Consider the following 18,615-nt stretch of genomic DNA (forward strand, 5'->3'; position numbering starts at 1 on the left):
AATGACGGGTAATTCTCAGGTTTTTCAGTGGCCAGGCGTGAGATTGCGTTCCTTTTTTATCACCTTTTTAATTTTGGCAATGACACAAACTTTTTTTTTAAAAAATAAGTAGCACCTCATTGACCTGTTATTTTTAGAACGCCTCTTTAGTCCCTGGCTTAATACTCTGATCGTTAAATAAAAAAACGCCGCATAATGCGGCGTTTGTCTCTCATTGACCAGAGCAGGAATATTATTCGCCGATCTTCGTCCAGGTATCACGCAGGCCTACGGTACGGTTAAATACCGGTTTTTCCGCCGTGCTGTAACGGCTGTCCAGGCAGAAGTAACCTTCACGTTCGAACTGGAACGCTTTGCCCGCTTCAGCCGCTTTCAGGGACGGCTCCGCATAACCCTGCTTAATCACCAGCGATTCCGGGTTGATGGTCGCCAGGAAGTCTTCCGCCGCACCTGGGTTAGGCACGCTGAACAGACGATCGTAAAGACGGATCTCGACCGGCAGCGCGTGGGTTGCGCTCACCCAGTGGATAACGCCTTTCACCTTGCGGCCATCCGCCGGATCTTTACTCAGCGTCTCAGCGTCATAAGAACAGAAGATGGTGGTGATATTCCCTTCCGCATCTTTTTCAACGCGCTCGGCTTTGATGACGTAAGCATTACGCAGACGTACTTCTTTACCCAGCACCAGACGCTTGTACTGCTTGTTGGCTTCTTCACGGAAGTCAGCGCGGTCAATCCAGATCTCGCCGCTGAACGGCACGTCACGGCTTCCCATTTCCGGTTTGTTCGGATGGTTAGGCATGGAGACCAGCTCGCTCTCGCCCTGCGGATAGTTCTCGATGACCAGTTTCACCGGATCGATAACGGCCATCGCGCGCGGGGCGTTTTCGTTGAGATCTTCGCGAATGCAGGATTCCAGTGAGGCCATCTCAATGGTGTTGTCCTGCTTGGTCACGCCGATACGCTTGCAGAATTCACGGATTGACGCCGCGGTGTAACCACGACGGCGCAGACCGGAGATGGTCGGCATACGCGGGTCATCCCAGCCTTCAACGTGCTTGTCGGTCACCAGCAGGTTCAGCTTACGCTTGGACATCACGGTGTATTCCAGATTCAGACGAGAGAACTCGTACTGGCGCGGATGCACCGGAATGGTGATGTTATCCAGCACCCAGTCGTACAGACGACGGTTGTCCTGGAACTCCAGCGTACACAGCGAGTGGGTGATGCCTTCCAGCGCATCGCTGATGCAGTGAGTGAAGTCGTACATCGGGTAGATGCACCACTTGTTGCCAGTCTGGTGGTGTTCAGCGAACTTAATACGATACAGCACCGGATCGCGCATCACGATGAACGGCGATGCCATGTCAATTTTGGCACGCAGGCAGGCTTTGCCTTCTTCGAAACCACCGGCACGCATTTTTTCAAACAGCGCCAGGTTCTCTTCCACGCTGCGATCGCGGAACGGGCTGTTTTTGCCCGGCGCGGTCAGCGTGCCGCGGTACTCACGGATCTCATCTGCAGACAGTTCGTCAACATACGCCAGACCTTTGTTGATAAGCTCTACCGCGTAGGCATACAGCTGATCAAAGTAGTCAGAGGAGTAGCAGATATCGCCAGACCAGTTGAAGCCCAGCCATTGCACGTCATTTTTGATGGACTCAACGTATTCGATGTCTTCTTTTACTGGGTTGGTGTCATCGAAACGCAGGTTGCACTGTCCCTGGTAGTCTTGCGCAATGCCAAAGTTCAGGCAGATGGACTTCGCATGCCCGATATGCAGGTAGCCATTCGGCTCCGGCGGAAAACGGGTATGAATTGTGGTGTGCTTACCACTGGCCAGATCTTCATCGATGATCTGACGAATAAAGTTACTCGGGCGGGCTTCAGCCTCACTCATCGTGGATTCCTCAAAGCGTAAACAACGTATAACGGCATATGATCTTATAAGCCGGACGTAGTGACAACCCTTAAAACGTCTCTGAAGAAAATAATGGGGGCTTTTGCTGCAAAAAAAAGCGGCGGAGGATATCCCCCGCCGCTTAAGGCATGACTCTACTCAGGAGCGATTACTTGCCTTTAATCTCGTACAGCGGGGTTTGACCCGCAACAACCTGACCTTTCGCCTGGATGACCAGACCGCTGAAGTCGTCGATGTTGCTGCAAACCACCGGGCTAATCATGGAACGCGCGTTGGCATTCAGGAAGTCCAGATCCATTTCCAGAATCGGCTGCCCGGCCACCACTTCAGCGCCCTCTTCCACCAGGCGAGTAAAGCCCTGACCATTCAGCGCAACGGTATCGATACCCATATGGACAACGATCTCCGCGCCCTTTTCGGTTTCTAGGCAGAACGCGTGGTTGGTGTTGAAGATTTTCACGATAGTACCGGCAGCAGGAGACACCACGGTTTTATCCGTTGGTTTCACCGCCACACCGTCACCGACCGCTTTGCTGGCGAACGCTTCATCAGGTACTTGCTCAAGGTCAACCACGTCACCCGTTACCGGAGAGACCAGCGCGGCCACCGTCACGGCGTTAGGCACGGCCTGCGGCTTCGCTACCGGGGCAGCCGTCGACGCAGGTGCGCTGTCGGTTGATGCCGCCGCGACCGGTCCACGGGCAACCACTTTCTTCATTTCGTCACCGATGGATTCCGCTTTGGCGCCCACGATAACCTGGATAGTTTGTTTGTTCAGTTTAACCACGCCCGATGCACCAAGGCGTTTACACATTGCGTCGCTGACGCGCGCAGAGTCACCCACCGTCAGACGCAGACGGGTGATGCAGGCATCAATGGCTTTCAGGTTGTCAGTCCCCCCGACGGCAGCGATATAGCTGGTCGCCAGCTGAGTCAGACCCTCTTCGGTATTGCTGTTGGCTTCGTTGGTGACCACTTCGTCTTTGGTGTCTTCGCGGCCCGGCGTTTTGAGGTTAAACATACGAATAACCGCAGTGAACAGCACGAAGTAGATGACGAAGAAGACCAGACCCATTACCACCAGCATCCAGACGTTCTTACTTGCCGCCGGCAGGTTGTACATCAACACGTAGTCGATCGCGCCTGCAGAGAAGGAGAAGCCAGCATGGATGCCCAGCAGGGTCGCCACAAACAGGCTGATACCGGTAAGCACCGCATGCATGAGGTACAGCACCGGCGCCAGGAACATGAACAGGAATTCCAGCGGCTCGGTTACGCCGGTCAGGAATGCGGTAATCGCAACGGACAGCAGCATGCCGCCAACCATTGGGCGACGCGCTTTTGGCGCAGCCAGGTACATTGCCAGCGCAGCGCCCGGCAGACCAAACATCATGATTGGGAAGAAGCCAGACATGAACATGCCTGCGGTGCCGTCACCCGCGTAGAAGCGGTTGATGTCGCCGTGGAATACGGTGCCCGCAGCATTGGTGAACTCACCAATCTGGAACCATGCGATAGTGTTCAGCACCTGATGCAGACCGGTTGGGATCAGCAGACGGTTGATAAAACCAAAGATACCTGAGCCCACTGCACCCGCTGAAACAATCCACTCACCGCCCGCATGGATCGCATGCTGTACCGGTGGCCAGACGTAGCCAAAGATAGCGGCCAGAACCAGACAGAAGAAGCCCGTCGCGATCGGCACGAAACGTTTGCCGCCAAAGAAACTCAGGAAGTCTGGCAGCTTAATGTTTGCCCAGCGGTTGTACACAGCACCACCGACCAGACCGGTAATGATACCTGCCAGCACGCCCATGTTGATTTCCGGGTTAATCGTTACCATCGCTTTCGTCAGGATGAAATAACCGACTGCCCCTGCCAGCGCTGCAGCACCCGCGCTGTCTTTTGACCAGCTTGAGGCAACACCGATGGCGAAAATCAGCGCCAGGTTGTCAAAAATAGCACCGCCAGCCTGAGCAATAAACGGTACGTTAAGAAGATCGGGTTGCCCGAATCGCAGCAGCAATGCTGCAACCGGTAGCACGGCGATAGGGAGCTGCAAAGCCCTACCGAGGCGCTGGAAAAAACCTAAAATATTCATCCTATTCCCCCTACGAGACCCGTTTTTCAGGCTCGCGCATAAACTATGTTTTTATTGTGTCACGAACGATAGATACCGTTGATAATTCACTGGCAGTCTGAGTGTGTGAAAAATTAATTCGTATCGCAAATTAAACACCTATTTTTTGTGATTTTTGTCACCAAATATCGTATTCAGCCCTCCCTTACACTGGCTAACAGCGAAAACTTATTTTATCATTAAAAAAATCAAGACGGATTGATCCGGCCTGAAAGTTTCCAGGTTACGCTTTAGTATCAGGTTCCGAAGCCATCCGCCCACTCTTCTACTTAAACTTTGAGGTGAACAATGAGACTGATTCCCCTGGCAACTGCTGAACAAGTCGGTAAATGGGCCGCTCGCCATATCGTAAACCGCATTAACGCGTTCAAGCCGACCGCCGATCGTCCTTTCGTTCTTGGCCTTCCGACCGGCGGCACGCCGCTGACCGCCTACAAGGCGCTGGTTGAGATGCATAAAGCAGGCCAGGTTAGCTTCAAACATGTTGTGACCTTCAATATGGATGAATACGTTGGCTTACCGAAAGACCATCCGGAAAGCTACCATAGCTTTATGCACCGCAATTTCTTTGATCACGTTGATATCCCTGCTGAAAATATTAACCTGCTGAATGGAAACGCGCCGGATATTGACGCAGAATGCCGTCAGTATGAAGAAAAAATCCGTTCCTACGGTAAAATCCACCTGTTCATGGGTGGCGTGGGCAACGATGGTCATATCGCGTTTAACGAACCGGCGTCCTCTCTGGCTTCTCGCACCCGTATTAAAACGCTGACCCATGACACGCGCGTGGCAAACTCCCGCTTCTTTGACGGTGACGTTAACCAGGTTCCAAAATACGCCCTGACCGTAGGCGTAGGCACCCTGCTGGATGCCGAAGAAGTGATGATTCTGGTACTGGGCGGCGTGAAAGCGCAGGCGCTCCAGGCTGCTGTTGAAGGCAACGTTAACCATATGTGGACCATTAGCTGTCTGCAGCTGCATCCTAAATCAGTCATCGTCTGCGACGAGCCGTCCACGATGGAGCTGAAGGTTAAAACGCTGAAATACTTCAACGAGTTAGAAGCCGAGAACATCAAAGGTCTGTAATTGAATAACCGCCTCTTTCTCAAGAGGCGGCCGCTTTTTTTAACCGGGGGTCGTTATGTACGCTTTAACCCACGGTCGGATTTATACCGGCCATGAAATTCTGGATGACCACGCGATTGTTATCGCGAATGGCCTGATTGAACGTGTTTGCCCGCAGGCAGAACTGCCGCCGGAGATTGAACAGCGCTCACTCAATGGAGCAGTAATCTCCCCCGGTTTCATCGACGTACAGCTCAACGGCTGCGGCGGTGTGCAATTCAATGATACCGCCGATGCGGTAACGGTAGAAACGCTGGAGATCATGCAGAAAGCCAACGAGAAATCGGGCTGCACCAGCTATCTGCCGACGCTCATCACCAGCAGTGATGACCTGATGAAGCAGGGTATCCGCGTGATGCGCGAATATCTGGCCAAACACCCAAATCAGGCGCTCGGTCTGCACCTTGAAGGGCCATGGCTGAACATGGTCAAGAAAGGAACGCATAACCCGGATTACGTGCGTAAGCCCGATGCGGAGTTGGTTGACTACATGTGTGCCAACGCCGATGTGATCACCAAAGTGACGCTGGCACCGGAAATGACCGGCACGGACGTCATCAGCAAGCTGGCCGCCGCCGGAATTGTGGTTTCAGCAGGCCACTCAAACGCCACGCTGAAAGAAGCGAAAGCCGGTTTCCGCGCGGGTATTACCTTTGCGACGCACCTGTATAACGCGATGCCGTATATCACGGGGCGTGAACCGGGTCTGGTCGGGGCGATTCTGGATGAGCCAGACGTCTACTGCGGCATTATTGCTGACGGCTTACACGTCGATTACACCAACATTCGCAATGCCAAGCGGCTGAAAGGTGACAAGCTTTGCCTGGTGACGGACGCTACCGCGCCAGCAGGTGCAAATATTGAGCAGTTCATTTTTGCCGGTAAAACAATATACTACCGCAATGGACTGTGTGTGGATGAAAACGGTACGCTGAGCGGTTCCTCTTTGACCATGATTGAAGGGGTACGTAACCTGGTTGAGCACTGCGGGATTGCGCTTGAGGAAGTCCTGCGCATGGCAACCCTTTATCCGGCCCGCGCAATCGGCGTGGATAAACAGCTCGGCGGAATTGCACCAGGTATGGTTGCAAACCTGACGGCATTCACACACGATTATAAAATTATTAAGACCATCGTTAATGGTAACGAGGTCGTCACTGAGTAAGTAAAAGTATGACACCTGGCGGACAAGCTCAAATCGGTAATGTCGATCTCGTTAAACAACTTAACAGTGCGGCGGTGTATCGCCTGATTGACCAACACGGACCCATCTCGCGAATTCAGATAGCCGAACAAAGCCAGCTTGCTCCCGCCAGCGTGACAAAAATTACCCGCCAGCTCATTGAGCGCGGTCTGATCAAAGAAGTCGATCAGCAGGCCTCCACCGGGGGCCGCCGCGCCATCTCTATTATTACCGAAACCCGCAATTTCCAGGCGATTGGCGTCCGGCTCGGCCGTCATGACACCACGCTCACGCTGTACGATCTGAGTAGCAAAGCCATTGCGGAAGAGCATTATCCCCTTCCGGAGCGCACCCAGGAGACGCTGGAGCATGCGCTGCTGAATACTATCGCGCAGTTTATTGAAAGCTGTCAGCGCAAGATCCGCGAACTCATCGCCATCTCGGTGATACTGCCCGGTCTGGTCGACCCGGAAAGCGGCGTGATCCGCTATATGCCGCACATTCAGGTTGAAAACTGGGGGCTGGTCGACGCGCTGGAAAAGCGCTTCAAAGTGACCTGCTTTGTGGGCCATGACATCCGCTCTCTGGCGCTGGCAGAGCACTACTTTGGTGCGAGCCAGGACTGCGAAGACTCTATTCTGGTGCGTGTCCACCGCGGTACGGGCGCAGGTATTATCTCTAACGGCCGAATCTTTATTGGGCGCAACGGTAACGTCGGTGAGATTGGCCACATTCAGGTTGAGCCCCTCGGGGAGCGCTGCCACTGCGGCAACTTTGGCTGCCTTGAAACCATCGCCGCCAACACGGCCATTGAGCAGCGCGTTCGCCATCTGCTTGAACAGGGTTATCAAAGCCGCGTCACGCTGGACGACTGCAAGATAGGCACCATCTGCAAAGCCGCTAATAAAGGCGACGCGCTGGCCTGTGAAGTGATCGAGCAGGTGGGGCGCCATCTGGGGAAAACCATCGCCATCGCCATTAACCTGTTTAACCCACAAAAAGTGGTGATCGCCGGTGAAATTGTGGAAGCGGAAAAGGTGCTGCTCCCCGCGATTGAAGGCTGTATTAACACCCAGGCGCTGAAAGCATTCCGCCAGAATCTTCCGGTGGTTCGTTCAAAGCTTGACCATCGTTCGGCGATTGGCGCGTTCGCGCTGGTCAAACGCGCCATGCTCAACGGAATTCTGCTCCAGCATTTGCTGGAAAGTTGATCGGACCTTATAGTAACGCCTTCTTTTTTTAATGTCGGACTGTCCATGACCATTAAGAATGTAATTTGTGATATCGACGGCGTGCTGATGCACGACAACGTTGCCGTGCCGGGTGCTGCGGAGTTTCTTCACCGCATCATCGACAAAGGAATGCCTCTGGTTCTTCTCACGAACTACCCTTCTCAGACCGGTCAGGATCTGGCAAACCGCTTTGCCACGGCAGGGGTCGACGTCCCGGACAGCGTGTTTTATACCTCGGCGATGGCCACGGCGGATTTTCTGAAGCGTCAGGAAGGGAAAAAAGCCTACGTGGTGGGTGAAGGTGCGCTGATCCATGAACTATACAAAGCGGGCTTTACCATCACCGACGTCAACCCGGACTTTGTGATTGTTGGCGAAACGCGATCCTTTAACTGGGAGATGATGCATAAAGCTGCATACTTTGTCGCCAGCGGTGCGCGCTTTATCGCCACCAACCCGGATACCCACGGCCGCGGTTTTTATCCGGCCTGCGGCGCGCTGTGTGCCGGTATCGAAAAAATCTCTGGTCGTCAGCCGTTCGTTGTCGGGAAACCGAGCCCGTGGATCATTCGTGCCGCACTCAACAAGATGCAGGCCCACTCTGAAGAAACCGTTATTGTCGGCGACAACCTGCGCACCGATATTCTTGCCGGTTTCCAGGCAGGTCTGGAGACGATTCTGGTCCTGTCAGGCGTCTCTCAGCTTGATGACATTGATTCGATGCCGTTCCGGCCAAGCTGGATTTACCCCTCCGTCGACGAAATCGACATTATCTGATTCCGAACCACGCCTCAGGGCGTGGTTTTTTATTTTCTCGCCTTAAAACACAACTGCATCTAACGGAAAAGCACTTTCATTGCATAATCATCAATAAAATCGCTCACGACATACGCATTTTTCACCGATCCGCAACCACCATTGCACTATTTCCGTTTTTACCCGTAAAACGCTTGCGCCCCCTGCCCCTTTGCGGCATTTTCATAAGCAAGCAACATTACAAAGCAACAGGGTTAACGGAGAAGGTTATGTGTTCAATTTTTGGCGTACTGGATATTAAAACTGACGCGGGCGAACTGCGTAAAAAGGCACTCGAACTGTCCCGCCTGATGCGCCATCGCGGACCGGACTGGTCAGGCGTTTACGCCAGTGACAAAGCGATTCTGGCTCACGAACGTCTGTCTATTGTTGACGTCAACGCCGGTGCACAGCCGCTGTATAACGAGAAAAAAACGCACGCGCTGGCTGTCAACGGTGAGATCTACAACCATCAGGCGCTGCGCGCCGAGTACGGCGACCGCTACGCGTTCCAGACCGGGTCCGACTGTGAAGTGATCCTGGCGCTGTATCAGGAGAAAGGTCCCGAATTCCTGGACGACTTGCAGGGTATGTTTGCCTTTGCCCTGTACGACAGCGAAAAAGACGCCTATCTGATTGGCCGCGACCACATCGGTATTATCCCGCTGTACATGGGCCACGATGAACATGGCAACTTCTACGTTGCCTCTGAAATGAAAGCCCTGGTGCCGGTCTGCCGCACCATCAAAGAGTTCCCGGCGGGTAGCTACCTGTGGAGTAAAGACGGCGAGATCCGTCCATACTACCAGCGTGACTGGTTCGATTACGACGCGGTAAAAGACAACGTCACGGACAAAGCCGAGCTGCGTCAGGCGCTGGAAGATTCCGTGAAAAGCCATCTGATGTCAGACGTACCTTACGGCGTGCTGCTTTCTGGCGGTCTGGACTCCTCCGTGATCTCCGCGATCACCAAGAAATTCGCGGCCCGTCGCGTGGAAGATCAGGAGCGCTCAGAAGCCTGGTGGCCACAGCTGCACTCCTTTGCCGTGGGCCTGGAAGGCGCGCCGGATCTGAAAGCCGCGCAGGAAGTCGCAAACCACCTCGGCACCGTGCACCATGAAATTCACTTCACCGTGCAGGAAGGCCTGGATGCGATCCGCGACGTGATCTATCACATCGAAACCTATGACGTGACCACCATCCGCGCTTCAACGCCGATGTACCTGATGTCGCGTAAGATCAAGGCGATGGGCATCAAGATGGTGCTCTCCGGTGAAGGTTCTGACGAAGTGTTTGGTGGCTACCTGTACTTCCATAAAGCGCCAAACGCCAAAGAGCTGCACGAAGAGACCGTGCGTAAACTCCAGGCGCTGCATATGTTTGACTGCGCGCGTGCCAACAAAGCGATGTCGGCATGGGGTGTCGAAGCACGCGTGCCGTTCCTGGATAAGAAATTCCTCGACGTGGCGATGCGCATCAACCCGCAGGACAAGATGTGCGGCAACGGAAAAATGGAAAAACATATCCTGCGTGAATGTTTTGAATCCTACCTGCCAGCGAGCGTGGCATGGCGTCAGAAAGAGCAGTTCTCCGATGGCGTAGGCTACAGCTGGATCGACACCCTGAAAGAGGTGGCGGCGAAACAGGTTTCTGACCAACAGCTGGAAACCGCAAGCTTCCGCTTCCCGTACAACACGCCGGGATCGAAAGAAGCGTATCTCTACCGTGAAATCTTTGAAGAATTGTTCCCGGTACCGAGCGCTGCGGAGTGCGTACCGGGTGGCCCGTCCGTCGCCTGCTCGTCTGCAAAAGCGATCGAATGGGATGAATCGTTCAAGTCCATGAACGATCCGTCAGGACGTGCGGTAGGCGTTCACCAGTCAGCCTACAAATAATCGTGCATTTCATCATCAGGCCCTGCGGGGCCTGATTTTTTTTGCCCCGCTTTTGCACAGCTAAAACCGATTAATAACCAATAATTGCCGAATATTCGGTCACGCTGTTCGCAACCTAACCAAACAGTCACATTCCGGCTATTTTCGTTGAAAAAGGTGTTGACGCTGCAAGGGTCTATACGCATAATGCGCCCCGCAACGCCGATAAGGTAACGCGAAAAAAGATGGCTACGTAGCTCAGTTGGTTAGAGCACATCACTCATAATGATGGGGTCACAGGTTCGAATCCCGTCGTAGCCACCATCTTTTTTGCGGGAGTGGCGAAATTGGTAGACGCACCAGATTTAGGTTCTGGCGCCGCAAGGTGTGCGAGTTCAAGTCTCGCCTCCCGCACCATTCCCGGGTAAGCGTTGCACGGATGGGGTATCGCCAAGCGGTAAGGCACCGGTTTTTGATACCGGCATTCCCTGGTTCGAATCCAGGTACCCCAGCCATATTTCTTCGATTTTGCGGTTCTCCGCGGTATTGGGGTATCGCCAAGCGGTAAGGCACCGGTTTTTGATACCGGCATTCCCTGGTTCGAATCCAGGTACCCCAGCCATCGAAGATTGCAGTACTGGCTACGTAGCTCAGTTGGTTAGAGCACATCACTCATAATGATGGGGTCACAGGTTCGAATCCCGTCGTAGCCACCAAATTTAGATTATCGATGTTGTTCGGTAATGAAAAAAAATTGTTGGGGTATCGCCAAGCGGTAAGGCACCGGATTCTGATTCCGGCATTCCGAGGTTCGAATCCTCGTACCCCAGCCAATTTAAAAAAGTCGTTAAGCAGCTTGTTTAACGCAATTGGGGTGTCGCCAAGCGGTAAGGCTCTGGTTTCTGATACCAGCATTCCGGGGTTCGAATCCCTGCACCCCAGCCAATTAGTAACAAAAAAGCCCGCTCTGCGGGCTTTTTTGTTTTTGTACAAAATTGTGTGGCCTGATTCCCTCACTCTGGCCCTCTCCCGCGGGGAGAGGGAAAAAAGTTTAGAGTCCGAGGGCGTACTTCAGGGCCTGACGCTTCAGGCCACCGGCGCGTTCCGCTGCCATCAGGCCTATGTTACGCAGAATACGCACCGGGGCTACGTCATTGCTAAACCCGGCATAGAACAGATCCATTCCCGACTGCATGAGGAAGTTATCCGCCATACGCCGCGTCTGATAACGCTTCAGCACCTGATGGCTGGCCCAGTTTTCCGCGTGTCCGCGGGCGCTGCCCAGCACATCCAGTAAGGCATCGACGTCACGATACCCCAGGTTCACGCCCTGCCCGGCCAGCGGATGAATGGTGTGTGCCGCATCCCCCACCAGCGCTAAGCCTTCGCGGGCATACTGCAACGCATGACGGCGCGTGAGCGGGAACGCCCCGGCGGCGACCGGCGTGACGTGTCCCAGACGGCTCGGGAAGTGCAGCAGAATTTCGCGCTGCAGCTGTTCCATGTTCATTCCCTGTAGCTGGCGAATGCGCGCCGGTTTGTCGTACCACACCAGCGACGCCCAGTTATCGAAGAGCGGTAAAAAGGCGTGCGGGCCGTTCGGCGTAAAGTGCTGCCAGGTGCTTTCACCCGGCGCATTCTCGCACCTGGCGGTAATTAGCATACAGGACTGTTCATACTGCCAGGCATGAACCCCGATCCCCGCCATCTGTCTGACCTGCGAGTTAGCGCCATCCGCCCCGATGACCAGCTTCACGGACAGCTCATCGCCGCTGTCGAGCGTCAGTAGATAGCCGCTCTCGTGAGGATGCAGCGCCTTAAGCGACGCAGGAACGCGCAGCGTCACCTTCGGGTGCGCCTCCAGCGCCTGCCAGAGCGCCAGCTGGAGCACGTTGTTTTCCACCATATAGCCCAGGCGCGGCAGCTTCAGCTCCGCGGCATCAAACGCGACGTGGGCATTTTCCCATTCCCAGGTTTCAAGACGGCTGTAAGGATGGGCGCGCATCGCCAGCACCGTCTCCCAGACGCCCAGCCCGCGCAGCAGATCGACGGACGACGCGCTGATAGCGGAAATGCGCACATCCGGTTTACTGGCGGGATCGTAGGCTGGCGGAGCCGCCTGTTCGATTACCGTTACCTCAAATCCCTGCTGCGCCAGCCCCAGCGCCAGCGCGCCGCCGACCATACCGCCGCCGACAACGGCAACTTCGGTGTGTTGGAGTGTCATGGTCAATTTTCCTTATTGGAGAATCCCTTAAGTTTACCGGATTTTTGCGGTCCTGAGACACACAACCTTCATACTGGTCACAACCCCACCAAAGCATTACAATACGCGGCTTGCAATCCTGAGCTGAGCAAGTCGATGACTAAAAAACTCCATATAAAAACCTGGGGCTGTCAGATGAACGAATACGATTCATCCAAGATGGCCGATCTGCTGGATACCACCCACGGATACCAGCTGACTGAAAATGCGAAAGAAGCCGATGTGCTGCTGCTGAACACCTGTTCAATTCGTGAAAAAGCGCAGGAAAAAGTCTTTCACGTGTTAGGCCGCTGGAAACTTCTTAAACGAAAAAATCCGGACCTGATCATCGGCGTGGGCGGCTGCGTCGCGTCGCAGGAAGGCAAGCTGATCCGCCAGAGAGCCCCGTATGTGGACATTGTCTTTGGCCCTCAGACCCTGCACCGTCTGCCTGAGATGATCAATCAGGTTCGCGGTAACCGTAGCCCGGTCGTTGACGTCAGCTTCCCGGAAATCGAAAAATTTGACCGTCTGCCTGAGCCACGTGCCGATGGCCCGACCGCCTTCGTCTCCATCATGGAAGGCTGCAACAAATACTGCACATACTGCGTGGTGCCGTACACCCGTGGTGAAGAGGTCAGCCGCCCGGCAGATGATATTCTGTTTGAAATCGCGCAGCTTGCCGCGCAGGGTGTGCGCGAAGTGAACCTGCTGGGCCAGAACGTTAACGCCTGGCGCGGTGAGAACTACGACGGCACGACCGGCAGCTTTGCCGAGCTGCTGCGTCTGGTGGCCGCGATTGACGGCATCGACCGCATTCGCTTTACCACCAGCCATCCGATGGAATTTACCGACGACATTATTGACGTCTATCGCGATACGCCAGAGCTGGTGAGCTTCCTGCACCTGCCGATCCAGTGCGGCTCGGACCGCGTGCTGAACCTGATGGGCCGCCCGCATACGGTGCTGGAGTATAAATCCACCATCCGCAAGCTGCGTGAAGCGCGTCCGGATATCCAGATTAGCTCTGACTTTATCGTCGGCTTCCCTGGCGAAACCGCTGATGACTTCGAGCGCACCATGAAGCTCATCGGCGAAGTCAATTTTGACGTCAGCTACAGCTTCATCTTCTCCGCGCGTCCTGGAACACCGGCGGCCGATATGGTTGACGATGTGCCGGAAGAAGAGAAAAAGCAGCGTCTGTACATTCTGCAGGAGCGTATCAACCAGCAGGCCAACGCCTGGAGCCGCCGCATGCTCGGCACCGTTCAGCGCATTCTGGTGGAAGGCACCTCCCGCAAAAGCATTATGGAACTCTCTGGTCGTACCGAAAATAACCGCGTGGTGAACTTTGAAGGCACCCCGGATATGATCGGTAAGTTTGTGGACGTCGAGATTGTCGAAGTGCTGACCAACTCGCTGCGCGCGAAGGTAGTCCGCACCGAAGACGAAATGGGCCTGCGTATCGCAGAGTCACCGCAATCCGTGATCTCGCGTACCCGCAAAGAAAACGATTCTGGCGTTGGGATTTACCAGCCCTAATCCTTCAGGCCTGCCTCTTTTGGCAGGCCTTGTATTTCCTCTCATCGCCCCCAATATCTTCCGCAACGCTTGCGCCTTTATTCTGTGGCGTGAATAATTTCGGTAATGACCGTTTTATTACGCCTGTCGCAACGGATCAGTTAACCAATCAAAGAGGAACAGTTTGAACATAGATACGCGTGAAATTAGCCTTGAGCCAGCAGACAACGCTCGCCTGCTGAGCCTGTGCGGGCCGTTTGATGACAACATCAAACAACTGGAGCGACGTCTGGGTATCGAAATCAATCGTCGCGATAATCATTTCAAACTCACCGGACGCCCTATCTGCGTCAACGCCGCTGCGGACATTCTGCGTAGCCTGTATGTCGACACCTCCCCCATGCGCGGCGAAATTCAGGATATCGAACCGGAGCAGATTCACCTCGCCATTAAAGAGGCGCGCGTGCTTGAGCAGAGCGCGGAGAGCGTGCCGGACTATGGCAAGGCGATCAACATTAAGACCAAGCGTGGCGTCATCAAGCCGCGTACGCCAAACCAGGCGCAGTACATCGCCAATATTCTCGACCACGACATCACCTTCGGCGTGGGGCCGGCGGGTACGGGTAAAACCTATCTTGCCGTTGCCGCAGCGGTCGATGCGCTGGAGCGTCAGGAGATCCGACGTATCCTGCTGACCCGCCCTGCCGTTGAGGCCGGTGAAAAACTGGGCTTCCTGCCAGGCGATCTAAGCCAGAAGGTCGATCCGTATCTGCGTCCTTTATACGATGCGCTGTTCGAAATGCTGGGCTTTGAGAAGGTCGAGAAGCTCATTGAGCGTAACGTTATCGAAGTGGCCCCGCTCGCCTACATGCGCGGCCGCACGCTGAACGATGCGTTCATCATTCTCGATGAGAGCCAGAACACCACCATCGAACAGATGAAGATGTTCCTGACGCGTATTGGCTTTAACTCGAAAGCGGTGATTACCGGCGACGTCACCCAGATTGACCTGCCGCGCAGCACCAAATCGGGCCTGCGCCACGCCATCGAGGTGCTGGCCGAGGTCGATGAAATCAGCTTTAACTTCTTCCACAGTGAAGACGTGGTACGCCACCCGGTGGTTGCGCGTATCGTTAACGCCTATGAAGCCTGGGAAGAGGCGGATCAGAAGCGTAAGGCCGAACTGGCCGCAGAACGTAAGCGCGAAGCGCAGGAGCAAGAACAGAAATGAGTCAGGTGATCCTCGATTTACAGCTGGCCTGTGAAGACAATTCCGGCATGCCAGATGAGGCACAGTTTCAGAAATGGCTGGATGCCGTTATCCCGCAGTTTCAGGAAGAATCAGAAGTCACGATTCGCCTGGTGGATGAAGCAGAAAGCCATGAGCTTAACCTGACCTATCGCGGGAAAGATAAGCCGACCAACGTGCTCTCTTTCCCGTTCGAAGCCCCACCGGGCATCGAGATGCCGCTGTTGGGCGATCTGATCATCTGCCGTCAGGTGGTTGAACAGGAAGCCAAAGAGCAGCAGAAACCCCTTGAAGCCCACTGGGCGCACATGGTGGTACACGGCAGCCTGCATCTGCTCGGCTACGATCATATCGAAGACGACGAAGCGGAAGAGATGGAGTCCCTCGAGACAGAGATAATGCTTGCTCTGGGCTATGAGGATCCGTACATTGCCGAGAAAGAATAGTCCGTCACCTGACTGACTCACCTGCCGCCACCAAAGGACATCGCGTGGCGGTAAACGTTGAACTAACAAGAGAACCCTTAACAAACGCCATGAGCGACGACAATTCACACAGTAGCGACACGACAACCAGTAAAAAGGGATTTTTCTCCCTCATTCTGAACCAGCTTTTCCACGGCGAACCCAAAAACCGTGATGAACTGCTGGAGCTGATTCGTGATTCCGGGCAGAACGACCTTATCGACGAAGATACGCGCGAAATGCTCGAAGGGGTTATGGACATCGCCGACCAGCGCGTTCGCGATATCATGATCCCCCGCTCGCAGATGATCACCCTGAAACGTAACCAGACCCTGGACGAGTGCCTCGATGTGATCATCGAATCCGCCCACTCGCGTTTCCCGGTCATCAGCGAAGACAAAGATCACATCGAAGGGATTTTGATGGCGAAAGATCTGCTGCCGTTTATGCGCAGCGATGCCGAAGCCTTCAGCATGGAAAAAGTGTTACGCCAGGCCGTGGTTGTGCCGGAAAGTAAACGTGTGGATCGGATGCTGAAAGAGTTTCGCTCTCAGCGTTACCACATGGCGATTGTTATTGATGAATTTGGTGGCGTCTCCGGTCTGGTCACGATCGAGGATATCCTTGAGCTGATCGTGGGCGAAATCGAAGATGAGTATGACGAAGAAGAGGATATCGACTTCCGTCAGCTCAGCCGCCACACCTGGACCGTGCGTGCGCTGGCCTCCATCGAGGACTTCAACGACGCCTTCGGGACCCACTTCAGCGACGAAGAGGTCGATACCATTGGCGGTCTGGTGATGCAGGCCTTTGGCCATCTCCCGGCGCGCGGTGAGACCGTTGACATCGACGGTTACCAGTTCAAAGTAGCCATGGCCGACAGCCGACGTATTATACAGGTTCATGTCAGAACGCCGGACGACTCACCGGTGCCAAAACTGGAAGATTAATGTAAATGGCATTTGCCCCATTGCTTGAACGCCAGCGCGTCCGTTTGCTGCTGGCGCTGTTACTCGGAGCCAGCGGTACGCTGGCTTTTTCTCCTTACGACATCTGGCCTGCGGCCATTCTCTCCCTAATGGGGCTTCAGGGTCTGACCCTGAATCGTCGTCCGGTACAGGCTGCTGCTATCGGCTACTTCTGGGGACTGGGGCTGTTTGGCTCAGGTATTAACTGGGTCTACGTCAGCATCGCCCAGTTTGGCGGTATGCCGGGCCCGGTTAACGTCTTCCTGGTGGTACTGCTCGCCGCCTATCTCTCGCTTTATACCGGCCTGTTCGCCGGCATCCTTTCTCTCCTGTGGCCCAAAACCAGCTGGCTGCGCGTCGCCATTGCCGCACCGGTGGTCTGGCAAATCACGGAATTCCTGCGCGGCTGGGTGCTGACCGGCTTCCCGTGGCTGCAGTTCGGCTACAGTCAGATTGACGGCCCGCTCAAAGGCCTGGCGCCGGTCATGGGCGTTGAGGCAATTAACTTCCTGCTCATGGTGGTCAGCGGCCTGTTGGTATTAGCGCTGGTCTCACGTGGCTGGAAGCCGCTGGCTGTGGCGCTGGTGCTGTTCGCTCTTCCCTTCCCGCTGCGCTATATCCAGTGGTTCACGCCTGAGCCCGCGCGCGCTATGCAGGTTTCCATGGTTCAGGGGAACATCCCGCAGTCCATGAAGTGGGACGAGAAAGAGCTGCTGAATACGCTGAAGATCTACGCCAACGCCACCGAAGAGGTGATGGGTAAATCGCAGCTGATTATCTGGCCGGAGTCTGCCATTCCCGATCTGGAGATCAACCAGCAGCCGTTCCTCAACATGATGAACGACCTGCTGCTCTCGCGTGGCAGCACGCTGATCACCGGGATTGTCGATGCGCGTCTGAATCAGCAGAACCGCTACGACACTTACAACACCATCATTACGCTCGGCAAAGACAGCGAATACAGCTACCACTCCACTGACCGGTACAACAAGAACCACCTGGTGCCGTTTGGTGAATTTGTGCCGCTGGAGTCGATTCTGCGCCCGCTGGCCCCGTTCTTCGATCTGCCGATGTCCTCCTTCAGCCGCGGCCCGTACGTTCAGCCTCAGCTGCACGCGCACGGCGTTGCCCTGACGGCGGCCATCTGCTACGAAATCATCCTCGGCGAGCAGGTGCGCGATAACTTTCGCCCGGATACGGACTATCTGCTGACCATCTCCAACGATGCCTGGTTTGGTAAGTCAATCGGCCCGTGGCAGCACTTCCAGATGGCACGCATGCGCTCCCTGGAGCTGGCGCGTCCGTTACTGCGCAGCACCAACAACGGTATCACCGCCGTGATTGGTCCGCAGGGTGAAATCCAGGCCATGATCCCACAGTTCACCCGTGAGGTACTGACCACTCACGTCACCCCGACCACGGGGCTGACGCCATACGCCCGTACCGGCAACTGGCCGCTGTGGATCCTGACCGCGCTGTTCGGCTTTGGCGCGGTGCTGATGAGCCTGCGCCAGCGTCGTAAATAACCTTCCCTTCTGTTGCCGGGTGGCGGCTACGCCTTACCCGGCCTACCTTCAACATTTCCGTTCCCGTAGGTCGGGTAAGGCGCAGCCGCCACCTGACAATTCCTTCCAGACTCCAATTCTGGCACGCCTATTGCTTTGTTTATTCAGGTAAACGCAGTTTGGCTTAACGTGCAACTTTGTCGCACCAGCGTAGATCATCGGTAGCACCGAAACGGTGCAACGGGAGATATTTGCCTCTGAATGGTGCGGCGCGCTTCGCAAAAATAAACAATAACGCAGCAAAATCTTTACATTAAGCCAGACTAAATGTTAACAAGCTTGCATAACACTGCACTCGCATTGCGCGAGATATAACAACATCACAATGGG

The 18,615-nt window shown here is 54.9% G+C and carries 13 protein-coding genes and 7 tRNA genes; 17 read left to right on the top strand and 3 right to left on the bottom strand.

Features of this window, described 5'->3' with window-relative positions:
• Positions 1–232: 232 nt before the first annotated feature.
• On the bottom strand, positions 233–1,900 hold the full coding sequence (gene glnS / locus BFG58_RS08225) for a glutamine--tRNA ligase (protein ID WP_045909581.1): 1,668 nt from the start codon (positions 1,898–1,900) through the stop codon (positions 233–235).
• A 169-nt stretch (positions 1,901–2,069) separates the two neighbouring features.
• Positions 2,070–4,022, bottom strand: coding sequence for a PTS N-acetyl glucosamine transporter subunit IIABC (gene nagE, locus BFG58_RS08230; protein ID WP_048226098.1), 1,953 nt, complete (start codon positions 4,020–4,022; stop codon positions 2,070–2,072).
• A gap of 327 nt (positions 4,023–4,349) precedes the next feature.
• Here nagE and nagB point away from each other — a divergent pair, with 327 nt between their 5' ends.
• From nagB to BFG58_RS08290, 12 genes are all read left to right on the top strand, one after another.
• The gene (gene nagB / locus BFG58_RS08235) at positions 4,350–5,150 is read left to right on the top strand and encodes a glucosamine-6-phosphate deaminase (RefSeq protein WP_008501061.1); all 801 of its coding nucleotides are present in this window, start codon (positions 4,350–4,352) and stop codon (positions 5,148–5,150) included.
• Between the two features lie 55 nt (positions 5,151–5,205).
• Positions 5,206–6,354 (top strand): N-acetylglucosamine-6-phosphate deacetylase, encoded by a 1,149-nt coding sequence (gene nagA / locus BFG58_RS08240; RefSeq protein ID WP_069719607.1) that lies wholly within the window; start codon positions 5,206–5,208, stop codon positions 6,352–6,354.
• Between the two features lie 8 nt (positions 6,355–6,362).
• On the top strand, positions 6,363–7,583 hold the full coding sequence (locus BFG58_RS08245; RefSeq protein WP_021242995.1) for an N-acetylglucosamine repressor: 1,221 nt from the start codon (positions 6,363–6,365) through the stop codon (positions 7,581–7,583).
• 45 nt (positions 7,584–7,628) lie between these two features.
• Complete coding sequence (nagD, locus tag BFG58_RS08250; protein WP_023310763.1) at positions 7,629–8,381, top strand: ribonucleotide monophosphatase NagD; 753 nt, start codon at positions 7,629–7,631, stop codon at positions 8,379–8,381.
• A 248-nt stretch (positions 8,382–8,629) separates the two neighbouring features.
• Positions 8,630–10,294 carry an asparagine synthase B gene (gene asnB, locus BFG58_RS08255; RefSeq protein ID WP_021242994.1) on the top strand — a complete coding sequence of 555 codons (1,665 nt, stop codon included), beginning with the start codon at positions 8,630–8,632 and terminating at the stop codon, positions 10,292–10,294.
• Positions 10,295–10,520: 226 nt separating this feature from the next.
• Positions 10,521–10,597: transfer RNA gene (locus tag BFG58_RS08260), tRNA-Met, on the top strand.
• Between the two features lie 8 nt (positions 10,598–10,605).
• Positions 10,606–10,690: transfer RNA gene (locus tag BFG58_RS08265), tRNA-Leu, on the top strand.
• A gap of 23 nt (positions 10,691–10,713) precedes the next feature.
• Positions 10,714–10,788, top strand: a tRNA-Gln gene (locus BFG58_RS08270).
• A 32-nt stretch (positions 10,789–10,820) separates the two neighbouring features.
• Positions 10,821–10,895 (top strand) — tRNA-Gln (locus tag BFG58_RS08275).
• Positions 10,896–10,912: 17 nt separating this feature from the next.
• Positions 10,913–10,989: transfer RNA gene (locus BFG58_RS08280), tRNA-Met, on the top strand.
• Positions 10,990–11,031: 42 nt separating this feature from the next.
• Positions 11,032–11,106: transfer RNA gene (locus tag BFG58_RS08285), tRNA-Gln, on the top strand.
• 37 nt (positions 11,107–11,143) lie between these two features.
• Positions 11,144–11,218: transfer RNA gene (locus BFG58_RS08290), tRNA-Gln, on the top strand.
• Positions 11,219–11,324: 106 nt separating this feature from the next.
• Here BFG58_RS08290 and ubiF read toward each other — a convergent pair.
• Positions 11,325–12,500 (bottom strand): 3-demethoxyubiquinol 3-hydroxylase, encoded by a 1,176-nt coding sequence (gene ubiF / locus BFG58_RS08295; protein ID WP_045909584.1) that lies wholly within the window; start codon positions 12,498–12,500, stop codon positions 11,325–11,327.
• 135 nt (positions 12,501–12,635) lie between these two features.
• On the opposite strand from ubiF, the gene miaB reads away from it, so the two are divergent.
• The 5 genes from miaB to lnt all read left to right on the top strand — a co-directional run bounded on the left by miaB (position 12,636) and on the right by lnt (position 18,246).
• Positions 12,636–14,060, top strand: coding sequence for a tRNA (N6-isopentenyl adenosine(37)-C2)-methylthiotransferase MiaB (miaB, locus tag BFG58_RS08300; RefSeq protein ID WP_045909585.1), 1,425 nt, complete (start codon positions 12,636–12,638; stop codon positions 14,058–14,060).
• 163 nt (positions 14,061–14,223) lie between these two features.
• Positions 14,224–15,270 carry a PhoH family protein gene (locus BFG58_RS08305; protein ID WP_008501053.1) on the top strand — a complete coding sequence of 349 codons (1,047 nt, stop codon included), beginning with the start codon at positions 14,224–14,226 and terminating at the stop codon, positions 15,268–15,270.
• Positions 15,267–15,734: an rRNA maturation RNase YbeY gene (ybeY, locus tag BFG58_RS08310; RefSeq protein ID WP_008501052.1), complete on the top strand. Its 468-nt coding sequence runs from the start codon at positions 15,267–15,269 to the stop codon at positions 15,732–15,734. The genes BFG58_RS08305 and ybeY overlap by 4 nt, the downstream gene beginning before the upstream one ends.
• An 89-nt stretch (positions 15,735–15,823) precedes the next feature.
• Positions 15,824–16,702 carry a CNNM family magnesium/cobalt transport protein CorC gene (gene corC / locus BFG58_RS08315; protein ID WP_021242574.1) on the top strand — a complete coding sequence of 293 codons (879 nt, stop codon included), beginning with the start codon at positions 15,824–15,826 and terminating at the stop codon, positions 16,700–16,702.
• A 5-nt stretch (positions 16,703–16,707) separates the two neighbouring features.
• The gene (gene lnt / locus BFG58_RS08320) at positions 16,708–18,246 is read left to right on the top strand and encodes an apolipoprotein N-acyltransferase (protein WP_069719608.1); all 1,539 of its coding nucleotides are present in this window, start codon (positions 16,708–16,710) and stop codon (positions 18,244–18,246) included.
• The last annotated feature ends 369 nt before the right edge of the window (positions 18,247–18,615 follow it).

The sequence above is a fragment of the Enterobacter sp. ku-bf2 genome, from assembly GCF_001742765.1.
Lineage (GTDB): Bacteria > Pseudomonadota > Gammaproteobacteria > Enterobacterales > Enterobacteriaceae > Enterobacter > Enterobacter quasiroggenkampii.

Excerpts from the sequence above, each read along its gene's own strand:
- miaB (WP_045909585.1), top strand. The coding sequence starts at position 12,636 with ATGACTAAAAAACTCCATATAAAAACCTGGGGCTGTCAGATGAACGAA.
- corC (WP_021242574.1), top strand. The coding sequence starts at position 15,824 with ATGAGCGACGACAATTCACACAGTAGCGACACGACAACCAGTAAAAAG.
- glnS (WP_045909581.1), bottom strand. The coding sequence starts at position 1,900 with ATGAGTGAGGCTGAAGCCCGCCCGAGTAACTTTATTCGTCAGATCATC.
- lnt (WP_069719608.1), top strand. The coding sequence starts at position 16,708 with ATGGCATTTGCCCCATTGCTTGAACGCCAGCGCGTCCGTTTGCTGCTG.
- ybeY (WP_008501052.1), top strand. The coding sequence starts at position 15,267 with ATGAGTCAGGTGATCCTCGATTTACAGCTGGCCTGTGAAGACAATTCC.
- ubiF (WP_045909584.1), bottom strand. The coding sequence starts at position 12,500 with ATGACACTCCAACACACCGAAGTTGCCGTTGTCGGCGGCGGTATGGTC.
- nagA (WP_069719607.1), top strand. The coding sequence starts at position 5,206 with ATGTACGCTTTAACCCACGGTCGGATTTATACCGGCCATGAAATTCTG.
- nagE (WP_048226098.1), bottom strand. The coding sequence starts at position 4,022 with ATGAATATTTTAGGTTTTTTCCAGCGCCTCGGTAGGGCTTTGCAGCTC.
- nagD (WP_023310763.1), top strand. The coding sequence starts at position 7,629 with ATGACCATTAAGAATGTAATTTGTGATATCGACGGCGTGCTGATGCAC.
- asnB (WP_021242994.1), top strand. The coding sequence starts at position 8,630 with ATGTGTTCAATTTTTGGCGTACTGGATATTAAAACTGACGCGGGCGAA.
- BFG58_RS08245 (WP_021242995.1), top strand. The coding sequence starts at position 6,363 with ATGACACCTGGCGGACAAGCTCAAATCGGTAATGTCGATCTCGTTAAA.
- nagB (WP_008501061.1), top strand. The coding sequence starts at position 4,350 with ATGAGACTGATTCCCCTGGCAACTGCTGAACAAGTCGGTAAATGGGCC.